Origin of the sequence: Streptomyces sp. NPDC007095, assembly GCF_040634475.1 — a bacterium.
In the GTDB taxonomy this organism is placed as follows: Bacteria; Actinomycetota; Actinomycetes; order Streptomycetales; family Streptomycetaceae; genus Streptomyces.
Genome location: NZ_JBEYFS010000029.1, coordinates 1 through 20,589 on the forward strand (window position 1 = coordinate 1; position 20,589 = coordinate 20,589).

At 69.6% G+C, this 20,589-nt stretch carries 18 protein-coding genes and 1 riboswitch; of the genes, 1 reads left to right on the plus strand and 17 read right to left on the minus strand.

Going from position 1 to position 20,589, the window contains the following annotated elements; translation table 11 throughout:
* Positions 1–90: 90 nt before the first annotated feature.
* Positions 91–1,083, minus strand: a complete 993-nt coding sequence (locus tag ABZ656_RS12635; protein WP_101402169.1) for a M23 family metallopeptidase — start codon at positions 1,081–1,083, stop codon at positions 91–93.
* A 2-nt stretch (positions 1,084–1,085) separates the two neighbouring features.
* A riboswitch (cyclic di-AMP (ydaO/yuaA leader) is annotated at positions 1,086–1,244 on the minus strand.
* Positions 1,245–1,545: 301 nt separating this feature from the next.
* Entirely contained in the window at positions 1,546–3,615 is a 2,070-nt protein-coding gene (locus ABZ656_RS12640; protein ID WP_101402168.1) for an alpha-galactosidase, read from the minus strand.
* 182 nt (positions 3,616–3,797) lie between these two features.
* Between ABZ656_RS12640 and ABZ656_RS12645 the strand changes: the two genes are divergently transcribed.
* Positions 3,798–4,595, plus strand: coding sequence for a tyrosine-protein phosphatase (locus tag ABZ656_RS12645; protein WP_101402167.1), 798 nt, complete (start codon positions 3,798–3,800; stop codon positions 4,593–4,595).
* Between the two features lie 23 nt (positions 4,596–4,618).
* On the opposite strand, the gene ABZ656_RS12650 is transcribed toward ABZ656_RS12645, so the two are convergent.
* The 15 genes from ABZ656_RS12650 to ABZ656_RS12720 form a co-directional block, all read right to left on the minus strand.
* Positions 4,619–4,735 carry a DUF6126 family protein gene (locus ABZ656_RS12650; RefSeq protein ID WP_101403940.1) on the minus strand — a complete coding sequence of 39 codons (117 nt, stop codon included), beginning with the start codon at positions 4,733–4,735 and terminating at the stop codon, positions 4,619–4,621.
* 68 nt (positions 4,736–4,803) lie between these two features.
* Positions 4,804–5,457, minus strand: coding sequence for a helix-turn-helix domain-containing protein (locus ABZ656_RS12655; protein ID WP_101402166.1), 654 nt, complete (start codon positions 5,455–5,457; stop codon positions 4,804–4,806).
* A 121-nt stretch (positions 5,458–5,578) separates the two neighbouring features.
* A complete protein-coding gene (locus ABZ656_RS12660) occupies positions 5,579–6,979 on the minus strand; it encodes an aspartate aminotransferase family protein (protein WP_360267282.1) in 1,401 nt (466 codons plus the stop codon).
* Positions 6,976–8,904: a 1-deoxy-D-xylulose-5-phosphate synthase gene (gene dxs / locus ABZ656_RS12665; RefSeq protein WP_101402164.1), complete on the minus strand. Its 1,929-nt coding sequence runs from the start codon at positions 8,902–8,904 to the stop codon at positions 6,976–6,978. Before dxs ends, ABZ656_RS12660 begins: the two co-directional genes overlap by 4 nt.
* 28 nt (positions 8,905–8,932) lie before the next feature.
* A complete protein-coding gene (gene ispG / locus ABZ656_RS12670; protein WP_054232726.1) occupies positions 8,933–10,090 on the minus strand; it encodes a flavodoxin-dependent (E)-4-hydroxy-3-methylbut-2-enyl-diphosphate synthase in 1,158 nt (385 codons plus the stop codon).
* 4 nt (positions 10,091–10,094) lie between these two features.
* The gene (gene hpnH, locus ABZ656_RS12675; protein WP_075030350.1) at positions 10,095–11,117 is read right to left on the minus strand and encodes an adenosyl-hopene transferase HpnH; all 1,023 of its coding nucleotides are present in this window, start codon (positions 11,115–11,117) and stop codon (positions 10,095–10,097) included.
* 5 nt (positions 11,118–11,122) lie between these two features.
* Entirely contained in the window at positions 11,123–11,764 is a 642-nt protein-coding gene (locus tag ABZ656_RS12680; protein ID WP_101402163.1) for a 1-hydroxy-2-methyl-2-butenyl 4-diphosphate reductase, read from the minus strand.
* Positions 11,764–13,788 carry a squalene--hopene cyclase gene (gene shc, locus ABZ656_RS12685; protein ID WP_360267287.1) on the minus strand — a complete coding sequence of 675 codons (2,025 nt, stop codon included), beginning with the start codon at positions 13,786–13,788 and terminating at the stop codon, positions 11,764–11,766. The genes ABZ656_RS12680 and shc overlap by 1 nt, the downstream gene beginning before the upstream one ends.
* 151 nt (positions 13,789–13,939) lie before the next feature.
* Positions 13,940–15,067, minus strand: a complete 1,128-nt coding sequence (locus ABZ656_RS12690) for a polyprenyl synthetase family protein (RefSeq protein WP_079064752.1) — start codon at positions 15,065–15,067, stop codon at positions 13,940–13,942.
* Positions 15,067–16,482: a hydroxysqualene dehydroxylase HpnE gene (gene hpnE / locus ABZ656_RS12695; RefSeq protein WP_101402161.1), complete on the minus strand. Its 1,416-nt coding sequence runs from the start codon at positions 16,480–16,482 to the stop codon at positions 15,067–15,069. Before hpnE ends, ABZ656_RS12690 begins: the two co-directional genes overlap by 1 nt.
* A complete protein-coding gene (locus tag ABZ656_RS12700) occupies positions 16,479–16,619 on the minus strand; it encodes a DUF6380 family protein (RefSeq protein ID WP_360267292.1) in 141 nt (46 codons plus the stop codon). The genes hpnE and ABZ656_RS12700 overlap by 4 nt, the downstream gene beginning before the upstream one ends.
* Positions 16,619–17,569 (minus strand): presqualene diphosphate synthase HpnD, encoded by a 951-nt coding sequence (hpnD, locus tag ABZ656_RS12705; RefSeq protein WP_168513716.1) that lies wholly within the window; start codon positions 17,567–17,569, stop codon positions 16,619–16,621. Before hpnD ends, ABZ656_RS12700 begins: the two co-directional genes overlap by 1 nt.
* Positions 17,566–18,468, minus strand: a complete 903-nt coding sequence (hpnC, locus tag ABZ656_RS12710) for a squalene synthase HpnC (RefSeq protein WP_101402160.1) — start codon at positions 18,466–18,468, stop codon at positions 17,566–17,568. Before hpnC ends, hpnD begins: the two co-directional genes overlap by 4 nt.
* Before the next feature lie 358 nt (positions 18,469–18,826).
* Complete coding sequence (locus ABZ656_RS12715) at positions 18,827–19,600, minus strand: ABC transporter ATP-binding protein (protein WP_075030356.1); 774 nt, start codon at positions 19,598–19,600, stop codon at positions 18,827–18,829.
* Complete coding sequence (locus ABZ656_RS12720) at positions 19,593–20,522, minus strand: ABC transporter permease (protein ID WP_101402159.1); 930 nt, start codon at positions 20,520–20,522, stop codon at positions 19,593–19,595. Before ABZ656_RS12720 ends, ABZ656_RS12715 begins: the two co-directional genes overlap by 8 nt.
* Positions 20,523–20,589 lie beyond the last annotated feature (67 nt).

Genomic DNA, 20,589 nt, shown 5'->3' on the forward strand with positions numbered 1-20,589 from the left:
CCACCGCCGCGCAGGCGGCCGCCGACAAGCTCGCGCACGACATCATCGCCTACGACGTCACCCCGAAGGTCGTGAAAGGCGCGGCGGGCGTCAGCCGACGGCGACACCGTGCGAGCGCAGGTACGCGACCGGGTCCACGTCCGAGCCGTAGTTCGGGGTGGTGCGGATCTCGAAGTGCAGATGCGGACCGGTGACGTTGCCGGTCGCGCCGGAGAGGCCGATCTGCTGGCCCTCGGTCACGGTCTGGCCCGCCGAGACCGACAGGGCGGACATGTGGGCGTACTGCGAGTACCGGCCGTCGGCGTGCTGGATGACGACCTGGTTGCCGTACGCGCCGCCCCAGCCGGCCGAGACGACGGTGCCGGCGGCGACGGCCTTGATGGTGGTGCCGGTCGGGACCACGAAGTCCACGCCGGTGTGGTAGCCGCTGGACCACATGCTGCCGGCGACCTTGTAGCCGGTGCCGATGGTGGCGCCCTCGACCGGCAGGGTGTAACCGGTGTTGCCGGCGGTGCCGGTGGCCTGGGTGGCCGCGGCCTGGGTCTTGGGCACGTCCGCCGCGCTGGACGACTTGGTGGCCGGCTGCGCCGACGACCGCGTGGACGTCTTGGCGAACGACTGCGTGGGCGACTTGGCCGACGGCTTGGCCGACATTTTGGTGTCGTCGGTCGACGCGGCCTTCTCGCCGATCGTGAGCTTCAGACCGGGGTGGATCAACGAGGGGTCGCCGCCGATGGCCTGGCGGTTGTCGGAGTAGAGCTTCTGCCAGCCGCCGCTGAGGTGCTGCCGCTCGGCGATCTTGGCGAGCCAGTCGCCGGCCTTCACCGAATAGGTCTTCGTCGCGGCAGTGGAGGCCGTCGCGGTCTTGTCCGAAGCCGTCGCGGACTTTTCGGAAACCGTCGCGCCGGAAATCGTCGCGGTCTTTTCCGGAGTGGACGAAACCGCGGCTGTCGGCGTCACGGCATGGGCACCGGCGGCCCCCATCAGCGGCAGCGCGAGCGCGGCGCCACCGGTTCCGGCCACGGCGATCGAGCGGGAGAAGCGCTGGGACTTGGGACGGCGGTGCTTACCCTTCGCGGGCATGAAGAATTCCTCTCCGGCGCCTGCGAGGTGAGCTGTCGGGTGCGGGCTGGAGATGCCCGGCCACGCGGCTGCGCGGCTATACCCCTAGCCGTTCCGGAGACCGGAACAGGCGTGGTACCTGTGGGTCCCCCGCTCCTGCCGGTTACCGGTGGGTGTGCGGATACCGGTCGGCGGCAGGATTGGGCGTCCGTCCGGATTGAGGGCGAACGTAAGCGAGATGGGGGCGCATCGCCAACCATGTGGCTTTTCTGTGCGCATGCCTCTCTTGATCCATGCCGGAATTCAGGTCACCCTCCGTGGACAATGATCTCCCCCGTCCCTCAAACCGCCCGGAAATTCGGGCGGATCGAGAAAGCGGGACCACAACGCATCGTCACGAATATGACGCTGCTCACGCACATCGCACCACGGTCCTTTATTCCAGGGTCAGTCGGGATGAAGGAATCAATACGGACAGAACACTCACATGCGACGCAGCCGGATAACCGCCGCATCGAAGTCCCCGTGCAGCCCCGTCCGCAACCCGTGATGCGACAGCACCGCCCCCCGGTGCACTTCCCCCGTTTCGCGGCATTCGTACGCAGCGCTCGGATCCAGCCCGCGCAGCCGGAGCGGGGCGACCGGCTCGCCGTGGTGCTGGGCCTGGAGCAGGGCGAGGACGACGGTCTCGTCGCCGTGGACGTACTGCACCGCGCTCAGCCCGCCGTCCGGAGGCCGCAGCCGGTAGAGGTCGCCGCGCTGCACGACCGGCCGGATCTCCTTGTAGAGGTCCACCCACTCCCGCGCCTCGGCGAGCTCCGCCTCGCTCCAGTCGGCCAGGTCACCGCCGACCCCGAGGACTCCGGCCATGGCGCTCACGAACCGGAAGCGCAGCGCGCTGATCCGCCCGTTGAGCTGCGCGTTCGGACTGTCCGTGACCCAGGCGGCCATGATCCGGGCCGGGTGGATCTGGCTGAAGCCGTGCTGGATGGCGAGCCGGTCGAGCGGGTCGGTGTTGTCGGAGGTCCACACCTGGTCCGTACGCGCCATGACCCCGAGGTCGATCCGGCCGCCACCGCCCGAGCAGGACTCGAAGGCGACCCCGGGGTGCTCGGCGCGCAGCCGGTCCAGGAGTCCGTACAGGGCCTCCACGTGCTCGACCCACAGCTTCTGGGGGTACGGCTCGCCGGGCCAACCGGCGTCCGTGAAGCAGCGGTTGAAGTCCCACTTCACATAGTCGATCGGGGCGCTCGAGAGCAGACTGTCGAGCTGCTCCCACAGGTACTCCTGGACGTCCGGGCGGGCGAGGTTGAGTACGAGCTGGTTGCGGAACTCCGTCCTGGTCCGCCCCGGCTGGAACTGCACCCAGTCGGGGTGCGCGCGGTACAGCTCGCTGTCGGGATTGACCATCTCCGGCTCGACCCAGATCCCGAACCGCATGCCGAGCGCGTGCACGTCGTCGGCGAGCGGTTTCAGTCCCTGCGGGAAGCGGTCCGGGTTGGGGGTCCAGTCACCGAGCCCGGCGCGGTCGCTCGTCCGCGCCCCGAACCAGCCGTCGTCGACGACGAACAGCTCGACGCCCATCGCCGCGGCCCGCCGGGCCAGCTCCCGCTGCCGCTCCTCGGAGATGTCGAAGTGGGTGGCCTCCCAGGAGTTGAAGAGCACCGGCCGGTCCTGGTCCGCGTCCGGGATCACGTACGCGCGCTGGTACGCGTGCCACGTCCGGCTCGCCGCGCCGAAGCCGCCGTCGCTCCACAGCCCCGCGAAGACGGGGGTGGTGAACGACTCCCCCGGCTCCAGACGCAACAGTCCGGAGTCGTCGTACCCCGCGCCGCCGGAGATCTGCACGCGCGCGTCGGGGAGTTGGGCCACGCAGATCCGCCATGAGCCCGACCAGCCGAGCGCGCACCCGTAGACCTCACCGCTCTCCTCACCCGCCCCGCTGTCCAGCGCGACCCACGGCAGGTGCTGGTGCCCGGTGTGCCCGCGGCGGCTGCCGATGACCTTCTCACCGTAGGTGAGGGGGGAGCGCGCGAGCCGGGACTCGGCCGCCCACCGCCCGTGCAGCTGGGAGAGCCGCCAGCCGTCGCGCTCCGGCAGCGTCCAGGTCGCGGAGTCCGCGCGCAGCAGCTCCAGGGAGGGCCCTTCGTTGGCCAGGGTCACCCAGCGCTCGACGACGTCGCCGCGCATCCGGTAGTGCAGGGTGATGCCGAGCCCGTCGTCCGCGAAGCGCAGCCGCAGTTCGTCACCGTCGGCCTCGTACGCCTCGAAACGCCATTCGGTGCCGCGTCGCTCCTGCGTCCGTACGGACAGCGCCGGACGTACGAAGCGGGGGCCGCCCTCGACGGGATACTCCTCGCGCCCGTCGAGCCGGGACTCGAAGGGCCGGTACGGCGGGCCGGGCAGGGCGGCCAGCGACTCGGCGTCGGCGAGGGTGATCCGTGGCCCCCAGTGGAGGTGGAGCAGTTCGTCGAGGCCGGTCAGCCGCAGTGCGTAGCTGCTGGTCGGACCCGAAAGAAGCCACGTACGACCAGTTCCGCCGATTTCGATCATCAAACCCTCACAGATTCGAACAGCCGCACTCAATCACCAACATCATCAACGGCGTCTCACCCGGGAGGCAACGGCTGTGGACAACTTCATTGCCTGAGGAACCCATGTCGTATCGTCGAAAGCGCGATTCCCGTCGGCGAGCGTCGCGGAGCAGCGCCGGCGGTCCAATGGGAGGAGCCCCCGTGACGCAGCAGGTCCCGTCGACCGAGCCGGAGCTGGCCGGAGTGCGCAACTTCCGAGACGTGGGCGGCCTGCCCACCGTGGACGGCCGGCGGGTGCGCCACGGACGGCTGTTCCGCAGTGGTCATCTCGCGCACGCCACGGAGGAGGACGCCACCTTCCTCTCCTCCCTCGGGCTGCACACGATCTTCGACTTCCGCAATGCCGCGGACCAGAAGCTGGAGGGGCCGGACGTCGAGCTGCCGGGTGTACGGAACGTGAACCTTCCGCTCACCGACCCTGCCGACGGCAGCGAGTTCTGGAAGATGGTCCGCGACGGCGACGTGGAACAGCTGCGCGGGCACCTCGGCGACGGCAAGGCGGCGAACCGGATGATCGGTTCCTACCGCACGATCGTCAAGGAGCGCACGGCCGAGCACTCGCACGTGCTGTACGCGCTGGCCGAGGACAGCGTGCCCGCGCTGATGCACTGCGCGGCGGGCAAGGACCGCGCGGGCCTCTCCATAGCCGTGACGCTCCTCGCCCTCGACGTCGAACGCGACGCGATCGTGGCCGACTACCTGGAGTCGAACGCGACGCACCGTCGCTACAAGGTGCGCCGCAACGGCTCCTCGGAAACGGCACGCTCCCCCGAGGTCATGGAGCTGCTCAGCCCTCTGTTCGACGCCCGCGCCGAGTATCTGACCGCGGCCTTCGAGACGATCGAGGAAACCTGGGGCGGCATCGACGCCTACCTGGAGCGGGGGCTGGGGGTCACGCCCGAGCAGCGGGAGCGGCTGCGCGAGCGCCTGCTGGACTGAACCCCTAGGGACTGAACCCTGGACTACTGGTTCTGCCCGCCGAGCTCGAACAGCAGATAGATGAAGGCCGCGAAGAGGTGGCCGACGGCGATGTAGATGATGAGGCGTACCCACAGGGCGCGGGGGAACTTCTCGACCATGCGCCGCCGAGTGACGGGGGCGGCGGATTCCGTGGGCTCCGTGGGTTGCGTGTATTCCGTGGATTCCGTCATGACAGCTCTCCCATGGTCGGGTGCCCTGCCGCCGGGCCGAGACACAGCGCGGCGGTGGGGCTCTGCAGCAGGGTGTGTACGAAGAGGAGTTCGGCCCCCGACTGATCGGCGGCGGCGATGCGGTGCGGGGTCAGCGAGTCGAAGTGCGCGCTGTCCCCGGGCTCGAGCACCTGGGCGGTGTCCCCAAGGCGCAGCCGCAGCCGACCCTGGAGGACGTAGAGCCACTCCTCACCGGGGTGGACGCGCACGATGTCGCCCTGCGAGCCGTAGGGGACGTGCACCCGCAGGGCCTGCATCCCGCGGCCCGGGGCACCGGCCTGCCAGTAGGTCCAGCCGCCCGCCTTCGTCGGCTCCATGTCGGCGGCCCGGACGATCGCGTCCCGTTCGGCGACCGTCTCGCCCAGCAGCTCCGAGACCGTCGTACCGTAGATACGAGCGAGTGCGAGCAGCATCGGCAGCGAGGGCTGGCGCTGCCCCGTCTCCAGTCGGGAGAGGTGGGCGGCCGAAAGGCCGGCGGCGCCGGCCGCGGCCTCCAGGGTCAGCGAGGCTCGGCGGCGCAGTGCACGCAGCTGCGGTGCGACGGCGGGCAACGCCTCGGCTGCTGCGGACTCCGGCGGTGTGGCGGCCGCCCCCGACTCGACAGGGCTCATGTCCTCTATTGAGCCGCACTCTTGCCTCTCGGGCAAATTTCTTGCCTCAGAGGCAAAGCCATTCGTCCCGGTGCGGGCGGGCCCATGGTGCGAGCCCGCCCCGCCCCTTCGTGCCGCAGGGCTAGCGGTTGGCGACCGCCTGCTTGACCAGGGTCTTTCCGAAGTCCCACATCAGACCGCCGCCGCTGTGCGCGTCGTCCATCACGGCGGTGAAGGCCTCCACGAACCGGTCCACGTCCCGTTCGCCGATGATCAGCGGCGGGATCAGCTTGATCACCTCCAGGTGGTCTCCGGAGACCTGGGTGAGGATGCGGTGCCGCTGGAGCAGTGGGACGACGACCATCTGCGCGAACAGGCCCTTGCGCGCGGCCTGGAGCATGGTCCAACGACTGCGCAGCTTGAGCGACTTGGGCCGGCCGAACTCGATGCCGATCATCAGGCCCCGGCCGCGTACATCGCTCAGCAGCTCGTACTTGTCGATGAGCGCCGCGAGCCGGGACTTGAGCTGTTCTCCCGTGGCCCGGGCGTTCGCGACGATCTGTTCGCTCTCCATCACGGAAAGCACGGCGAGGCCCGCCGCCATGGCCTGAGCGTTCGAGCCGAAGCTCGCCGAGTGGACGAGGACCCGGTCCATGGACGAGTACACCTTCTTGAAGATCCAGTCCTTGCCGAGCGTCGCGCCGACCGGCACATAGCCGCCGGACAGTGCCTTCGCCACGCACACCAGGTCCGGTTCGACGCCCTCCTCGTGCTGGTAGGCGTAGAAGTCCCCGGTCCGCCCGAGACCCGTCTGCACCTCGTCCGCGATGAGCAGCGCCTTGTGCCGGTGCAGCAGTTCCTGCGCGGCACGCAGATACCCGGGCGGGGCCTCCTGCACGCCCTTGCCCTGGATGGGCTCGACGATCAGCCCGGCGACATCGCCCTTCTTCAGCTCCCGGGCCAGAGCGTCCAGGTCACCGAGCGGAACGGCGGTGTCGGGCAGCAGCGGGGCGAAGCCGTCGCGGAATCCGTCCTCGCCGTTGACGGACAGCGAGCCGGTGGTCAGCCCGTGGAAGGCGTGGGAGCAGTAGAGGATCCTCGGCCTCCCGGTGGCGTACCGGGCGAACTTGAGCGCGGTCTCCACCGCCTCCGTACCGCTGTTGCCGAAGAACACCCGGTCCAGGTGGGGACTGTGGGCGAGCAGCCTCTCGGCGAGGAGCCCGGGCAGCGGCTGGCAGTCGAAGCGGGTGAGGTCGGCGAGCGAGGCGTCCAGGACGTCGTGCAGCGCCTTGCGTACGACGGGGTGGTGGCGGCCCAGACCCATCACCCCGAACCCGGCGAGCATGTCCAGGTAGTCGTTGCCGTCCGCGTCCCAGAAGTGCGCACCCTCGGCCCGCTCGTACACCTTGTCGAAGCCGATGGTGTGCAGCATGCGCGGGAGCTGGTGGTTCAGGTACTTGGTGTGCAGCTCGTAGCGCTCGGCTCCGCGCTCGGCGAGGAGCGCGCCGAGGTCGAACTCCCCCTTCTCCGCAGGGTCGGTCATTCCTGTTTCTCCTTGGACAACTCTTCCTCGGACGGCGCGTCCTTCGACAGCGCGTCCTTGACGGCCAGAGCGGCGCTGATCCGCCCGGCGATCTCGACGGGCGTGAGACCTATGTCGGCCAGCACCTCCCCGCGCTTGGCGTGCGCGAGGAACTGCTCCGGGATGCCGAAGCGCCGTACGGGCACGTCGACCTCGGCGTCCCCGAGCGCCAGCGCGACCGCGGCGCCGACGCCGGCCGCCCGGCTGTTGTCCTCGACGACCGCGACGAGCCGGTGCTCGGCGGCGAGGCCGGGCAGCGCCGGATCGACGGGTTTGACCCAGCGCGGGTCGACGACCGTGCACCCGACGCCACGGGCCTCCAGCAGGTCGGCCGCCTGGAGGCAGACCGGCGCCATCACGCCGACGGCGACCAGGAGGACCTGCGGGGTGTCGTCGGAGCGGTGCAGGACGTCGAGTCCCCCCAGGTGGTCGACCGCCGGGATCGCGGGACCCACCGACTCCTTCGGGAAGCGGATCAGCGTCGGCGCGTCGTCGACGGCTACCGCCTCCCGCAACTGTGCCCGCAGCTGGTCGGCGTCGCGCGGCGCGGCGATCCTCAGGCCGGGCACGACCTGCAGGATCGACATGTCCCACATGCCGTTGTGCGAGGCCCCGTCGACGCCGGTGACCCCCGCCCGGTCCAGCACGAAGGTCACTCCGCAGCGGTGCAGCGCAACGTCCATGAGGAGCTGGTCGAAGGCCCGGTTGAGGAAGGTCGCGTAGACGGCGACGACCGGGTGGAGACCGCCGGTGGCGAGCCCGGCCGCCGACACCGTGGCGTGCTGTTCGGCGATCCCCACGTCCCACACCCGGTCGGGGAACCGCTCGGCGAACTTCCCGAGCCCCACCGGATGCAGCATGGCCGCCGTGATCGCCACGACGTCGTCCCGCTCCTCGCCGATCCGGAGGATCTCGTCCCCGAACACCGAGGTCCAGGACGGGCCGCCCGAGGGCGCGAGCGGCTCGCACGTCAGCGGGTCCATCACACCGACCGTGTGGAAGTGGTCCTCCTCGTGCGCGAGCGCCGGCTCGTAACCGCGCCCCTTCTCGGTCAGGCAGTGCACCAGCACCGGCCCGTGGAAACGTTTAGCGCGGCGCAGCGCGGACTCCACGGCCCCGACGTCGTGCCCGTCGATCGGCCCGACGTACTTGAGCCCCAGGTCCTCGAACATGCCCTGCGGCGCGAAGGCGTCCTTGAACCCCTTCTTCGCACCGTGCAGCGACTCGTAGAGGGTGTGTCCGACAACGGGGGTGCGCAGCAGTACGTCCTTGCCCCAGGCGAGGACCTTCTCGTAACTGTCGGTCGTCCGCAGGGTCGCGAGGTGGTTGGCGAGGCCACCGATGGTCGGCGCGTACGAGCGTTCGTTGTCGTTGACGACGATGATCAGCGGGCGGTCCTTGGCGGCTGCGATGTTGTTCAGCGCCTCCCACGCCATGCCGCCGGTCAGCGCGCCGTCGCCGATGACCGCGACGACATGGCCCTTCTCGCCCTGCACCTGACGGGCCTTGGCGAGCCCGTCCGCCCAGCCGAGCGCCGTGGAGGCGTGACTGTTCTCGATGATGTCGTGCTCGGACTCCTCGCGCGAGGGATAGCCGGACAGGCCACCCTTTCCGCGCAGCTTGGAGAAGTCCTGGCGTCCCGTCAGCAGCTTGTGTACGTAGCTCTGGTGGCCGGTGTCCCACAGGATGCGGTCGACGGGTGACTCGAAAACCCGGTGGAGCGCGACGGACAGTTCCACCACCCCCAGATTGGGTCCGAGGTGACCGCCGGTCCTGGCGACCGCGTGCACCAGGAACTCCCTGATCTCATCCGCCAGTTCACCGACGTCCGCCTCGGACAGCGCCTTCAGGTCGCGTGGTCCCCGGATGCTCTCCAGAATCGTCACGCTCGGGCCCCCTCTCGGTCCGTGCTGATCAGCTCACGGTGACGGCGGGTTCGCCGGAGGCGACGCCGTCCTTCTCCATCTGCTCGGCGATCTTCATCGCTTCCTCGATGAGGGTCTCGACGATCTTCGACTCGGGCACGGTCTTGATGACCTCGCCCTTGACGAAGATCTGCCCCTTGCCGTTGCCGGAGGCGACCCCCAGGTCCGCCTCCCGCGCCTCGCCGGGGCCGTTGACGACGCAGCCCATGACCGCGACGCGCAACGGGACCTCCATCCCCTCCAGACCGGCCGTGACCTCGTCGGCCAGCTTGTAGACGTCGACCTGGGCGCGTCCGCAGGACGGACACGAGACGATCTCCAGGCGGCGCTGCTTCAGGTTCAGCGACTCCAGGATCTGCAGGCCGACCTTGACCTCCTCTGCGGGCGGGGCGCTCAGGGAGACCCGGATGGTGTCCCCGATGCCCTCGCTGAGCAGTGCCCCGAAGGCGACGGCGGACTTGATCGTGCCCTGGAACGCCGGACCGGCCTCCGTCACACCGAGGTGCAGCGGGTAGTCGCACTGGGCGGCGAGCTGCCGGTACGCGTTGACCATCACCACCGGGTCGTTGTGCTTCACCGAGATCTTGATGTCCCGGAACCCGTGCTCCTCGAAGAGAGACGCCTCCCACAACGCCGACTCGACCAGTGCCTCGGGCGTCGCCTTGCCGTATTTCTGCAGCAGCCGCCGGTCGAGCGAACCGGCGTTGACCCCGATCCGGATCGGAGTCCCGGCGTCCGAGGCGGCCCGCGCGATCTCACGGACCTTGTCGTCGAACTGCTTGATGTTGCCCGGGTTCACCCGCACCGCGGCACAGCCCGCGTCGATGGCCGCGAACACGTACTTGGGCTGGAAGTGGATGTCCGCGATCACCGGGATCTGGGACTTGCGGGCGATGGTCGCGAGGGCGTCCGCGTCGTCCTGCGTGGGACAGGCGACGCGCACGATCTGGCAGCCGGACGCGGTGAGTTCCGCGATCTGCTGCAGGGTGGCACCGATGTCCGACGTACGCGTCGTCGTCATCGACTGCACCGAAACGGGTGCTCCGCCCCCGACCGCCACCGCTCCGACCTGGATCCGCCGCGACACACGGCGTTCGGCGATCGGTCGGACCGGCACCTCGGGGAGGCCCAAGGAAACGGCGGTCATGTCGTCACCCGCGGCTTTCCGTGAAGGTCTCGCGGGCGGCGCGCAGCGACTCCTTGAGGGAGCCCATCGTGGCGAGGACGGCCGTCGGCTCGTAGCCGCAGTGCGCCATGCAGTTCGCGCACCGCTCGTCCTTGCCGCGCCCGTAGGAGTCCCAGTCGGTGTCCTCCAGGAGCTGCTTGTACGTCTGCACGTACCCGTCGCTCATCAGGTAGCAGGGCCGCTGCCAGCCGAAGAGCGAATAGCTGGGGATCGCCCATGCGGTGCACGGGAAGTCGACCTTGCCTTCCAGGAAGTCCAGGAAGAGCGGGCTCTGGTTGAGCCGCCAGCGGCGGCGGTTGCCGCCCGAGAAGGCCTTCTTGAACAGCTCCCGGGTCTGCTGGACGCCGAGGAAGTGCTCCTGGTCGGGTGCCTTCTCGTAGGCGTAGGCGGGCGAGAGCATCATCTCGTCCACCTTCAGGTCGTCATTGAGGAAGTTGAGGACCTCGATGACGGTCTGCGGGGTGTCGGTGTTGAAGAAGGTCGAGTTGGTGGTGACCCGGAAGCCGCGCCGCTTGGCCTCCTTGATGGCCGCGACCGCCTCGTCGAAGGTGCCTTCCTTGGCCACCGACTCGTCGTGCCGCTCGCGCAGCCCGTCGATGTGCACGGCCCAGGCGAAATACGGCGAGGGCTTGAACTTGTCCATCTTCTTGCGCATCAACAGCGCGTTCGTGCACAGGAAGACGAATTTCTTCTTGGCCACCAACTGCCGCACGATCTCGTCGATCTGCGGGTGCATCAGCGGCTCGCCTCCGGCGATGGACACCATCGGCGCGCCGGATTCGAGAACCGCTCCCACGGCCTGGGCAACGGGCATGCGCTGCTTGAGCACCCCCGCCGGGTGCTGGATCTTGCCGCAGCCCTCGCATTTGAGGTTGCAGGCGAAGAGGGGTTCCAACTCGACCAGCAGCGCGAACTTGTCCCGCTTCCTGAGCTTCTGTTCAAACAGGTACGCAGCGACCTTCATGGACTGCCGAAGCGGCATGGCCATCTGGCTCACCTCCGGGGGAGCAACAAAGAACGGTGCCATTCAAAGAAAGCGGGAAGGACGGCACGAAGAACACGGAAAGCTGATATTCCACCGCGCACTGTGCCGATTCGGACGAGTTCATGTTCTGGAGCGTCCACGACCACCCGTACGGCCGCAACCGGACGCACGCCCGCACGTACGGCGCTGTGGAGCGTCGCCGCGGATTCCATGTCGACCGCGATCGCGCCGGTCGCGAGCAGTTCCGACCGCTCGTGACCTCGGACGACGTGATCGGAGCCGGTGAGTGGCCCGGTGTGGACGGTGCGCCCGGGCACGGTGCGCACGAGTTCCTTGACGAGCAGTTCGGTGCCCACGCACGGGGTGCTGCCGCGTGGGTCCCGGGTCTCCTCGGCGACCACCAGGTCACCGGGGTGCATGCCCGGGGAGAGCCCCGCGCAGAAGCCCGTGGCCAGGACGGCGGCCTCACTCAGCGCCGGGTCGGCCAGGACCCGGGCGAGAGAGCGTTCGGCTGCCTTGGGACCCATGCCGGTGCGCAGCACGGTGACGGGCCCGTCGGCCCCGGTACGGTCGCCGCTGCGCAGGGCGAGGTGCTCGATGCCGAGCGCGCAGGCGATCAGCAGCGGGGCCGGATCGGGCTTCGTGCTCATCAACCCCCCTTGACCTCGGCGAGCGACTCGCCGTGAACGAAGCTCGGTTCGCCGTGGACATAGCGGCCGAGCGCGGTGAGCGGGAAGACCTGCCGGTAGAGGTGGTAGTTGATCGAGAAGTCCCACGGGAACCCGGTGCCGGTGAAGTACGGCTCGTCCCAGGAGCCGTCCGCCAGCTGGGTCTCCGCGAGCCAGGCGATCCCGTGTTCCACCGCCTTGGAGTCCCGCTCCCCCGCGGCCAGCAGGGCGAGCAGCGCCCAGCCGGTCTGGGAGGCGGTCGAGGCGCCGCGTCCGCTCCACTCGGCGACCTCGTGGTAGGAGCGCAGGTCCTCGCCCCAGCCGCCGTCGTCGTTCTGGACGGTTTCCAGCCAGGCGACGGCCCGGCGGATCGCCGGATGCGAGGCAGGCAGTCCGGCGGCCACGAGCGCCGGGAGCACCGACCCCGTTCCGTAGACGTAGTTGACGCCCCAGCGGCCGAACCATGAGCCGTCCGGCTCCTGGTGGGCGAGCAGCCACTCGATGCCCCGGCGGGTGCGCGGGTCGTGCGAGAGCCCCTCGACCGCGAGCATCTCCACCACATGGGCGGTGACGTCGGCGGACGGCGGGTCGATGACCTCCCCGAAGTCGCAGAACGGGAGCCGGTTGGGGAAGGCGCTGGTGTTGTCGACGTCGAAGGCGCCCCAGCCGCCGTCCTTGGACTGCATACCGAGGTTCCAGCGCAGCCCGCGCCCGATGGCGTGCTCGACGCGCTCCGGGTCGTGGTGGCGGACTCGGCGCAGCGCGAGGGCGACCTCGGCGGTGTCGTCGATGTCGGGGTAGTTGTCGTTGTGGAACTCGAAGGCCCAACCCCCGGGCGGAAGGTGGGGCCGCTTCACCGCCCAGTCCCCGGGCCGCACGATCTCCTCACCGAGCATCCAGTCCGCGGCCTTCACCAGCTGCGGATGGTCGGCGGGCAGGCCCGCGTCGGCGAGCGCGATGGTGGCGAGGCAGGTGTCCCAGACCGGCGACTGACAGGCCTCGATCATCCGGGCCCCGTCCTCGCGCCAGACGGCGAACCGGTCCAGCGACGCCAACCCCTCACGCATCACGGGGTGTTGGAGGTCGTAGCCGAGCAGGTGCAGCGCGATGACCGAGTACACCGCGGGTGGCTGGATGCCGCCCCAGCAGCCGTCGTTCTCCTGCCGTTCGATGATCCAGCGCGCCGCCGTGTTCATCGCGGCCCGGCGCAGCCGACGTGGGACGACCTTGCGGTACTGGTGCAGGGCCTTGTCGAGACGCTGGAAAACCCCGTCCCAACTCGCCACGGGGGCAAGGGGTTTGACCGGGTTGGGGTCGCGGGCGTCGGTGTGCAGCTCGTCGAGCGGGAACGGCGCGGGTCGCACCGGGCGCTTCGCCGAGACGATGGTCAGCGGCACGATCGTCTGCCGCGCCCAGCAGCCGAAGTCGTAGATGTTGAGCGGCATCCACTTCGGGAAGTAGATGAGTTCCGGAGGGAGTTCGGGCAGGTCGTCCCACTTCCACCAGCCGAACAGGGCGAGCCAGATCCGGGTGAAGACGCGGGCCGAGGCGATGCCGCCCCGCTCGCGGATCCAGGCGGCCGCCCTTGCCATGTGCGGCTCGTCCGGGCCGTCCCCGGCCAGCCGCAGGGCGACGTACGCCTCGATGGTGGTGGAGAGTTCGCCTGGGCCGCCGTAGAAGGTGGCCCAGGTGCCGTCCGCGCGCTGCTCGCCGCGGATGAACAGTCCGGCGGCGCGTGTGGTCGTCTCGTCGCGGATTCCCAGGAACTGACGGAGGAGCAGGTCCTCGGCGTCCATCGTGACGTTCGTCTCGAGGTCGCCCTTCCACCAGCCCTCCGCGTCCTGCCGTGAGAGCAGGAAATCGGTGGCGCGCTGTATGGCGTGCGTGGCGACGTCTCGGGTCTCGACTGTCCCGGCCGCCACGGGAGTCGTCTCTGGGTGGATTTCGCTGGCCGCGGCAGCGCGGGGCGGCAGTGCCCCGGTGCTTCCGTCGGTCGTCGCTGTCATGGCTTCCCCTTCGTGCAGTGGTACGTCTCTGCTGGGTCCGCCGTCGGCCGGTGCGTCTGTCTCATGGGGGTCCCACCCTGCTCGAACGGAGTTGAGAGCTTGGGAGAAGCACCGGCCGGCGACTACGCGAGGTTTATTCGACCGATAGTGATCATCTCTTCCGTACGACGACGAAGTCGGCGAGCGCCACGAGCTGGGCCCGCACCTGGTCGGGCATCTCCACGGCGTCCAGGGCTTCGATGGCGATGGTGTGCTGGCGGCGCGCCTCCTGGGCGGTCCACTCGCGGCCGCCCGCCTCCTCGATGAGCGCGGCGCGCACGGCGAACTCCTCCTCGGAGAAGTTCTCGAAGTCGCTGGCCTTGGCGTCCTCGGCGAGCAGTTCGCCGAGCCGCTCGGAGGCGGGCCCGCCCGCGGCGAGCGCGGCCACGACCGGCAGGGACTTCTTGCGCTGGCGCAGATCGCTCCAGGTCTGCTTGCCGGTGGCCTCCGGGTCGCCCCAGATGCCGAGGAGGTCGTCGACGGCCTGGAAGGCCAGGCCGAGGTGGTAGCCGTACTTCTCCAGCGTGTCAGCGGTACGGTCGTCCGCGCCGCCGAGGACCGCGCCGATGGAGCAGGCGCAGGCGAGCAGGGCGCCCGTCTTGTTGCCCTCCATCTCCAGGCACTCCTCGACGCTGACGCGGTCGCGGTGCTCGTAGGAGATGTCCTGGGCCTGACCGTCGATGAGGGCGCGGGTCGCGCTGGTCAGCCGGCGGGTGGCGCGGCCGGCCTCGACGGTGCCGAGTTCGAGGAGGATCTCGTTGGCCAGCGCGAACAGGGCGTCGCCGACGAGGATCGCCTGGGCGGGGCCGTGCACCTTCCAGACGGTGTCGCGGTGGCGGCGCTGTTCGTCGCCGTCCATCAGGTCGTCGTGCAGCAGCGAGAAGTTGTGCACCAGCTCGACCGCGACCGCGCCGGGCACGCCGACCTCGGGGGCGGCACCGGCGGCCTGCGCGGAGAGCACGGCCAGCGCGGGGCGCACGGCCTTGCCGCCGTCGCCGTCCGCGGGGTTGCCCTGGGCGTCGATCCAGCCGAAGTGGTAGGCGGCGACGGTGTCCATGGGCGACGCCAGGCGGTCCACGGCCGCCTTCAGCACCGGTGTGGCCAGGGTCCGGCCGCGCTCCAGGAGCGCGGTCACGTCCACCGCGTCGGCAGCCTTGTCGGCCGGGGGCACAGTGGGCACAGTCTCTCCTCTTGTTGCGGTACCGGGGGTGCGGGGGTCTGCCGCGCGCTCGTCGAGCATCAGGCCGCCTCCTCGAACGCGAGGAGGTGGTCGCGGGGCCGGCCCAGGGCGCCCAGTGCGGCTCGCGCCGCACCGACACCGCTGCGGACCGCACTCTCCATGGTCGCGGGCCACCCGGTGGCGGTCCACGCGCCGGCCAGATACAGGCCGGGGGCTCTGGTGCGGACGCCGGGCCGCAGCCGCCCGACGCCTGGAGTGGGGGCGAACGTCGCGGTGCGCTCCCTGGTCACGAAGAAGTCCTTCACCTCCGCGCCGCGCGCGGCGGGCAGCAGCCGCTCCAGCTCCGGCAGATAGCGCTCGCGCAGGACGGCGACGGGTTCGTCGATCTCGTCCTGGGCGGCCGACTGCGACAGGGCGAGATACTGCCCTTCCCGCAGTCCGGACGCGTCGGTGCGGTCGAAGACCCACTGCACCGGGGAGCCGAGGGCGGCGAAGAACGGTCGCGCGAGCACCTTCCGGTCGTAGACGACATGGACGTTGAGGATCGGCGCGGTGCCGATCTCCAGCAGCCGTTCGGGGGCGTCCAGCGCTCCCTCGGGCAGCAGATCGTGGGCCTCGCGCTGGGGTACCGCGAGGACGACGGTGTCGGCGTCGAGCGTCTCGCCGGGAACCTGAACACTCCAACGCCCGTTCTCGTTAAGGGAGATGGAGGTGACGCGTGTACGGACTTCGGTACGCACGCCCGCGGAGTCGAGCGCCTTGCGGGCCAGTGTGTCGTGCAGTTCGCCCAGCGGGACGCGGGACCAGCCGATGTCGGCCGCGCCCGGGTCGGACAGCAGACCGGTCTTGAACACCATCGCGGCGAGCCCGAGCGAGGAGTCGCCGGCCACCGCGTTGAGGGTGGCGACCCCCACCAGGTCCCACAGTGCCTCGACGGCACGCTCCGACTGACCGTGTTCGGCGAGCCATTGGCCGAAGTTCTGGTCGTCGAGGGCCGGATCGTCGAGATCGAGCGCTTTGAGCGCCAGTGCGGCACGGCCGACCTTGGCGCGCTCGGCGAGCGACAGATGCTGATACGTCGCCAGACTGCGCGCGAGATGCAGAGGTACGGGCAGCGCGCTGCGGCCGATTCTGCCGAGCCGCCGCCCGGGTTTCGCCTCGGCGTCGAGAACGGGCACGTCGAGACGATCCTGCAGAGGCGCGAGAGCGGCCCCGTCGATGCGGTCGAGGAACCAGCGGTAGGCGGTGCAGCAGCGCAGATACACATGCTGTCCGTTGTCCACAGTGAGTTCGCCGCGCTGGAAGGAGAAGGCGAGCCCGCCGAGCCGCGGCCGGCCTTCGAGCAGGGTGACACGCACCCCGGCGTCGGCCAGCGCGAGCGCGGCGGTGATTCCCGCCAGCCCGCCGCCGACCACCACGGCGGCAGCCCCTTCCGGGCGGCCCGAAGTCCCCGTGGGCTGCGTGTCCTCGCTCATCGTGCACCCTCCCCAGCGGCCGTGCCGCGGTGATTGAACGGTGTACGGCAGGCCATCGCAGTCAGGGACGCCACCCGGTGCCGGAGGGTTGCGTGCCGCTTTTCGCCGGTGTAATCACCTTGGCCCATATTGTCCATCAGGTACGCCTCCTGACGGTACGCCGCGAGACATGCCGGGCGTCCAGACCGGAGAGACCGCGCACGGCGACGTACGCCTTCTCGCGCCCCGGTAGCGAGACGCGGCCGCGCAGCACGGCCTCCGGCTCGCGCTCGATGCGGTCGAGGAGCCGCCGGTAGATGCCGGCCATGGCCGCGACACAGGCGCCGCTGCGCCGGTCGAGCATGGGCAGCAGCCGGTAGCCCTCGGCGAAAAGGGTGCGGGCCCGTCGCACCTCGAAGTGGACGAGGCCCGCGAAGTCGGAGCCCTCGGGCGGGGTCGGGCCGTTGAACCCGGCCGAGCAGCCGAACTTCGCGAGGTCGTCGGCGGGCAGATAGGTGCGCCCGCTCGCGGCGTCCTCCCGTACGTCCCGCAGGATGTTGGTGAGCTGAAGCGCGAGCCCGAGCGTGTCCGCATACTCCGGCGCGCGCTCGGCGCCACGCGCCCCCGGTTCCGTACCGAACACGCCGAGCGAGAGCCGCCCGATCGCCCCGGCCACGCACCGGCAGTACACCTTCAGGTCGTCCCAGGTCTCGTACGTCTCACCGCGTACGTCCATCAGGACGCCGTCGATGAGTTCGTCGAGGCCGCCCAGCGGCACCGGGAAGTACGCGGCGGTGTGGCTGAGGGCGACCGCGACCGGGTCGGTGTCGTCCTCGTCGACCCGGCCCTCGCGCACCCGGGCGAGCAGCGCCCGGGTGTCCTCGAGCCGCGCCGCCTTCACATCCGGCGCCAGCGCGCCGTCGCCGATGTCGTCGACACGCCGTGAGAACGCGTAGAGCGCCGACATCGCACGACGCTTGGGCGTCGGCAGAAGTCTGATGCCATAGGCGAAATTACGAGCCTGCTGACCGGTCACTGCCTCGCAGTAGCTGTAAGCGGCGAGTACCGGTGCGGACACGTGTTGTTCCGACTCCACGGTCCGGATCACCCCTCTCCTCGCAGAGTCACTCCCACCTCGCGCAGCAACTGGAGCTTGCCGGGCTTGGGCGGGCCGGGAAGTACGTCGTATTCAGCGGCGGCGATCGCACGGATCGCCGCCCTTCCCCCTGCCACGAACCCCGCGAGCAGCAGCTTCAACCTGCCGTGGACGCTACCCACGAGGGGGGTGCCTTCATTCAGGAGGTGGAGCGCGCGTTCTGCTTCGTATGCAACCAGCGCGCGCACCGATGCGCCTGCTGTGGCCATGGCGAGATCCGCCTCCTGGACATGGAAGCGCTTCATGTCCTCGGCCGGCAGGTAGATGCGGTCGCGGCCGAGGTCCTCGGCGACGTCCTGGAGGTGCTCGACGATCTGCAGCGCCGTGCACACCGCGTCCGAGCGGCGAATCCGCTCGGACGTGGAGGTGCCGGTGACGGACAGCACCAGGCGGCCGACGGGGTTGGCGGACAGCTCGCAGTAGGCCACGAGGTCGTCATAGGTCTCGTACCGCTTGATCAGCTGGTCCTGGCGGTTGGCCGCGATCAGCCCGAGGAAGGGTTCGGGGGTGAGGTCCGCGCGGCGGACCGTGGGCTGCAGGCGGCGCAGCAGCGGGTGGTGCGGCGTCGAGTCGAACACGCGCCGCAGATCGGCCTCGAAGGCGTCCAGGAGTACGAGACGGTCCTCGGCCTCTTCGGGCGACACGCCGAGCAGCCTGGCGTCCGCGCCACCCGGGGCGAGGTCACCGTCACCGATGTCGTCGACGAGGCGGGCGAAGCCGTAGACGGCCATCAGATCGTCGCGCCAGGCCTGGGGCAGGAAGAAGGGAGCCACGGGGAAGTTCTCGCCCGCAGCCTTGTCGAGCGTTCCGCGCTCCGTCTCACCAGTGCGCGCCGTACCGGCTTGGGTCACCGCTCGCCGCCCGGCGCGGGGACGGCACACGCGTCGCGGAGCTGGAGAGTTTCCGTAGCCATTGCCGTCACATCTCCCGTTCTACACTGCCGACCCAATAGTGCCCATTTCGGACACGCCGCCCGGGACTCCGCGCGGCGCGCCGGTGCCGGGTGTCGCGCAGTATCGCCCCACTTGCCGCGATTCAGCACCGGTACAGCTTACGTTGTACAACGCAGCGCGGTTCGTCGGGGTGTCCTGCACATCACAACAACACACCGATTGGTGTCAAGATTCCTAAGGCCAGCAGGAGTTGGCGTTTCCTTTGCAGACGCAGGGCCCCGCCGAACCGTTGCGGCGGGGCCCTGGGCGTTACGGACTACTTGCCCGTGAACTTCTCGTACTCCTTGAGGACCTCTTCGGTCGGCCCGTCCATCCGCAGCTCACCGCGCTCCAGCCAGAGCACGCGGTCGCAGGTGTCGCGGATCGACTTGTTGTTGTGGCTGACCAGAAACACCGTGCCCGCGCTCTTGCGCAGCTCACGGATGCGGTCCTCGGAGCGCCTCTGGAAGGAGCGGTCTCCGGTGGCGAGGGCCTCGTCGATCATGAGGACGTCGTGGTCCTTGGCGGCCGCGATGGAGAAGCGCAGCCGCGCCGCCATGCCGGAGGAGTAGGTGCGCATCGGCAGGGTGATGAAGTCGCCCTTCTCGTTGATGCCCGAGAAGTCGACGATCTCCTGGTAGCGTTCCCTGATCTGCTCGCGGGACATGCCCATCGCGAGCCCGCCCAATATGACGTTGCGTTCGCCCGTGAGGTCGTTCATCAAGGCGGCGTTCACGCCGAGCAGCGAGGGCTGGCCGTCGGTGTAGACCTTGCCCTTCTCGGCGGGCAGCAGACCGGCGATGGCACGCAGGAGCGTGGACTTGCCGGAGCCGTTGGAGCCGATCAGGCCGATGGCCTCGCCGCGGTAGGCCGTGAAGGAGACGCCCTTGACGGCGTGCACCTTGCGTACGCCCCGCTCCTCGCCGCGCTTGATGATGCGGCTGAGGGCGGCGGTGGCGCTGCCCTTGCCGGTCTTGGCGCCGTTCACGCGGTAGACGATGTGCAGCTCGTCCGCGATCACGGTCGGGATGTGGGAAGTCTGCTCAGCCACGGCCGTACCTCTCTTCCGCCTTCCAGAAGTACACGAACCCGCCGACGGCGACGACCACGGCCCAGAAGGTGGCGATGGCCCACACATGGGGCGGCAGGTGCGAGGCGCCGTAACCGTCGATGAGGGCGAAGCGCATCAGGTCCATGTAGATCGCGGCCGGGTTCACCTGGAGCGCGCGGATGAACCATTCGGGCCGTCCGACGAGCATGTTGCTGATGGAGAACATGACGCCCGAGGTGTACATCCAGGTGCGCAGGATGAACGGCATCAGCTGGGCGAGGTCCGGCGTTCTGGCGCCCAGGCGCGCCACGATCAGCGCGAGGCCGGTGTTGAAGAGGAACTGCAGCACCAGCACCGGGACGATCAGCAGCCAGGACAGACCCGGCGCGCTGCCGAAACCGATCACCACGACGAACAGCACGATCATCGAGAACAGCAGCTGCTGGAGCTGCTGGAGCGCGAAGGAGATGGGTAGCGAGGCGCGCGGGAAGTGCAGCGCGCGCACCAGCCCCAGGTTGCCCGAGATCGCGCGGACGCCCGCCATGATGGAGCTCTGCGTGAAGGTGAAGACGAAGACACCGGTCACCAGGAACGGGATGTAGGTGTCGTGCGACATGCCCCGGCTGGCCTTGAGGATCACGCCGAAGATGAAGTAGTACACGGCCGCGTTCAGCAGCGGCGTCGCCACCTGCCACAGCTGGCCGAGCTTGGCCTGGCTGTACTGCGCGGTGAGTTTCGCCTGCGAGAAGGCAAGGATGAAGTGCCGCCGCCCCCACAGCTGACGCACGTACTCGACGAGTCCGGGCCGGGCGCCGCTGACCGCGAGCCCGTACTTGGCGGCCAGGTCGGCCGCGGAGAGCCCGTCATCGGGGGACGGACGGTCGCTCACCGCGACAGTTCCGTCATGCGTTGTCTCACTCACAAATGGAAACTTTCGTCTTCATGATGCGCACGGCCTGGTGGGGCAGGGGCTGGGGGCACTGGACCGG

Bases quoted from the DNA above. Each gene is read 5' to 3' on its own strand.
- ABZ656_RS12635 (WP_101402169.1), bottom strand. From the start codon at position 1,083: ATGCCCGCGAAGGGTAAGCACCGCCGTCCCAAGTCCCAGCGCTTCTCC.
- ABZ656_RS12640 (WP_101402168.1), bottom strand. From the start codon at position 3,615: ATGATCGAAATCGGCGGAACTGGTCGTACGTGGCTTCTTTCGGGTCCG.
- ABZ656_RS12650 (WP_101403940.1), bottom strand. From the start codon at position 4,735: ATGGTCGAGAAGTTCCCCCGCGCCCTGTGGGTACGCCTCATCATCTAC.
- ABZ656_RS12655 (WP_101402166.1), bottom strand. From the start codon at position 5,457: ATGAGCCCTGTCGAGTCGGGGGCGGCCGCCACACCGCCGGAGTCCGCA.
- ABZ656_RS12660 (WP_360267282.1), bottom strand. From the start codon at position 6,979: ATGACCGACCCTGCGGAGAAGGGGGAGTTCGACCTCGGCGCGCTCCTC.
- ispG (WP_054232726.1), bottom strand. From the start codon at position 10,090: ATGACCGCCGTTTCCTTGGGCCTCCCCGAGGTGCCGGTCCGACCGATC.
- hpnH (WP_075030350.1), bottom strand. From the start codon at position 11,117: ATGGCCATGCCGCTTCGGCAGTCCATGAAGGTCGCTGCGTACCTGTTT.
- ABZ656_RS12680 (WP_101402163.1), bottom strand. From the start codon at position 11,764: ATGAGCACGAAGCCCGATCCGGCCCCGCTGCTGATCGCCTGCGCGCTC.
- shc (WP_360267287.1), bottom strand. From the start codon at position 13,788: ATGACAGCGACGACCGACGGAAGCACCGGGGCACTGCCGCCCCGCGCT.
- ABZ656_RS12690 (WP_079064752.1), bottom strand. From the start codon at position 15,067: ATGCTCGACGAGCGCGCGGCAGACCCCCGCACCCCCGGTACCGCAACA.
- hpnE (WP_101402161.1), bottom strand. From the start codon at position 16,482: ATGAGCGAGGACACGCAGCCCACGGGGACTTCGGGCCGCCCGGAAGGG.
- ABZ656_RS12700 (WP_360267292.1), bottom strand. From the start codon at position 16,619: ATGGACAATATGGGCCAAGGTGATTACACCGGCGAAAAGCGGCACGCA.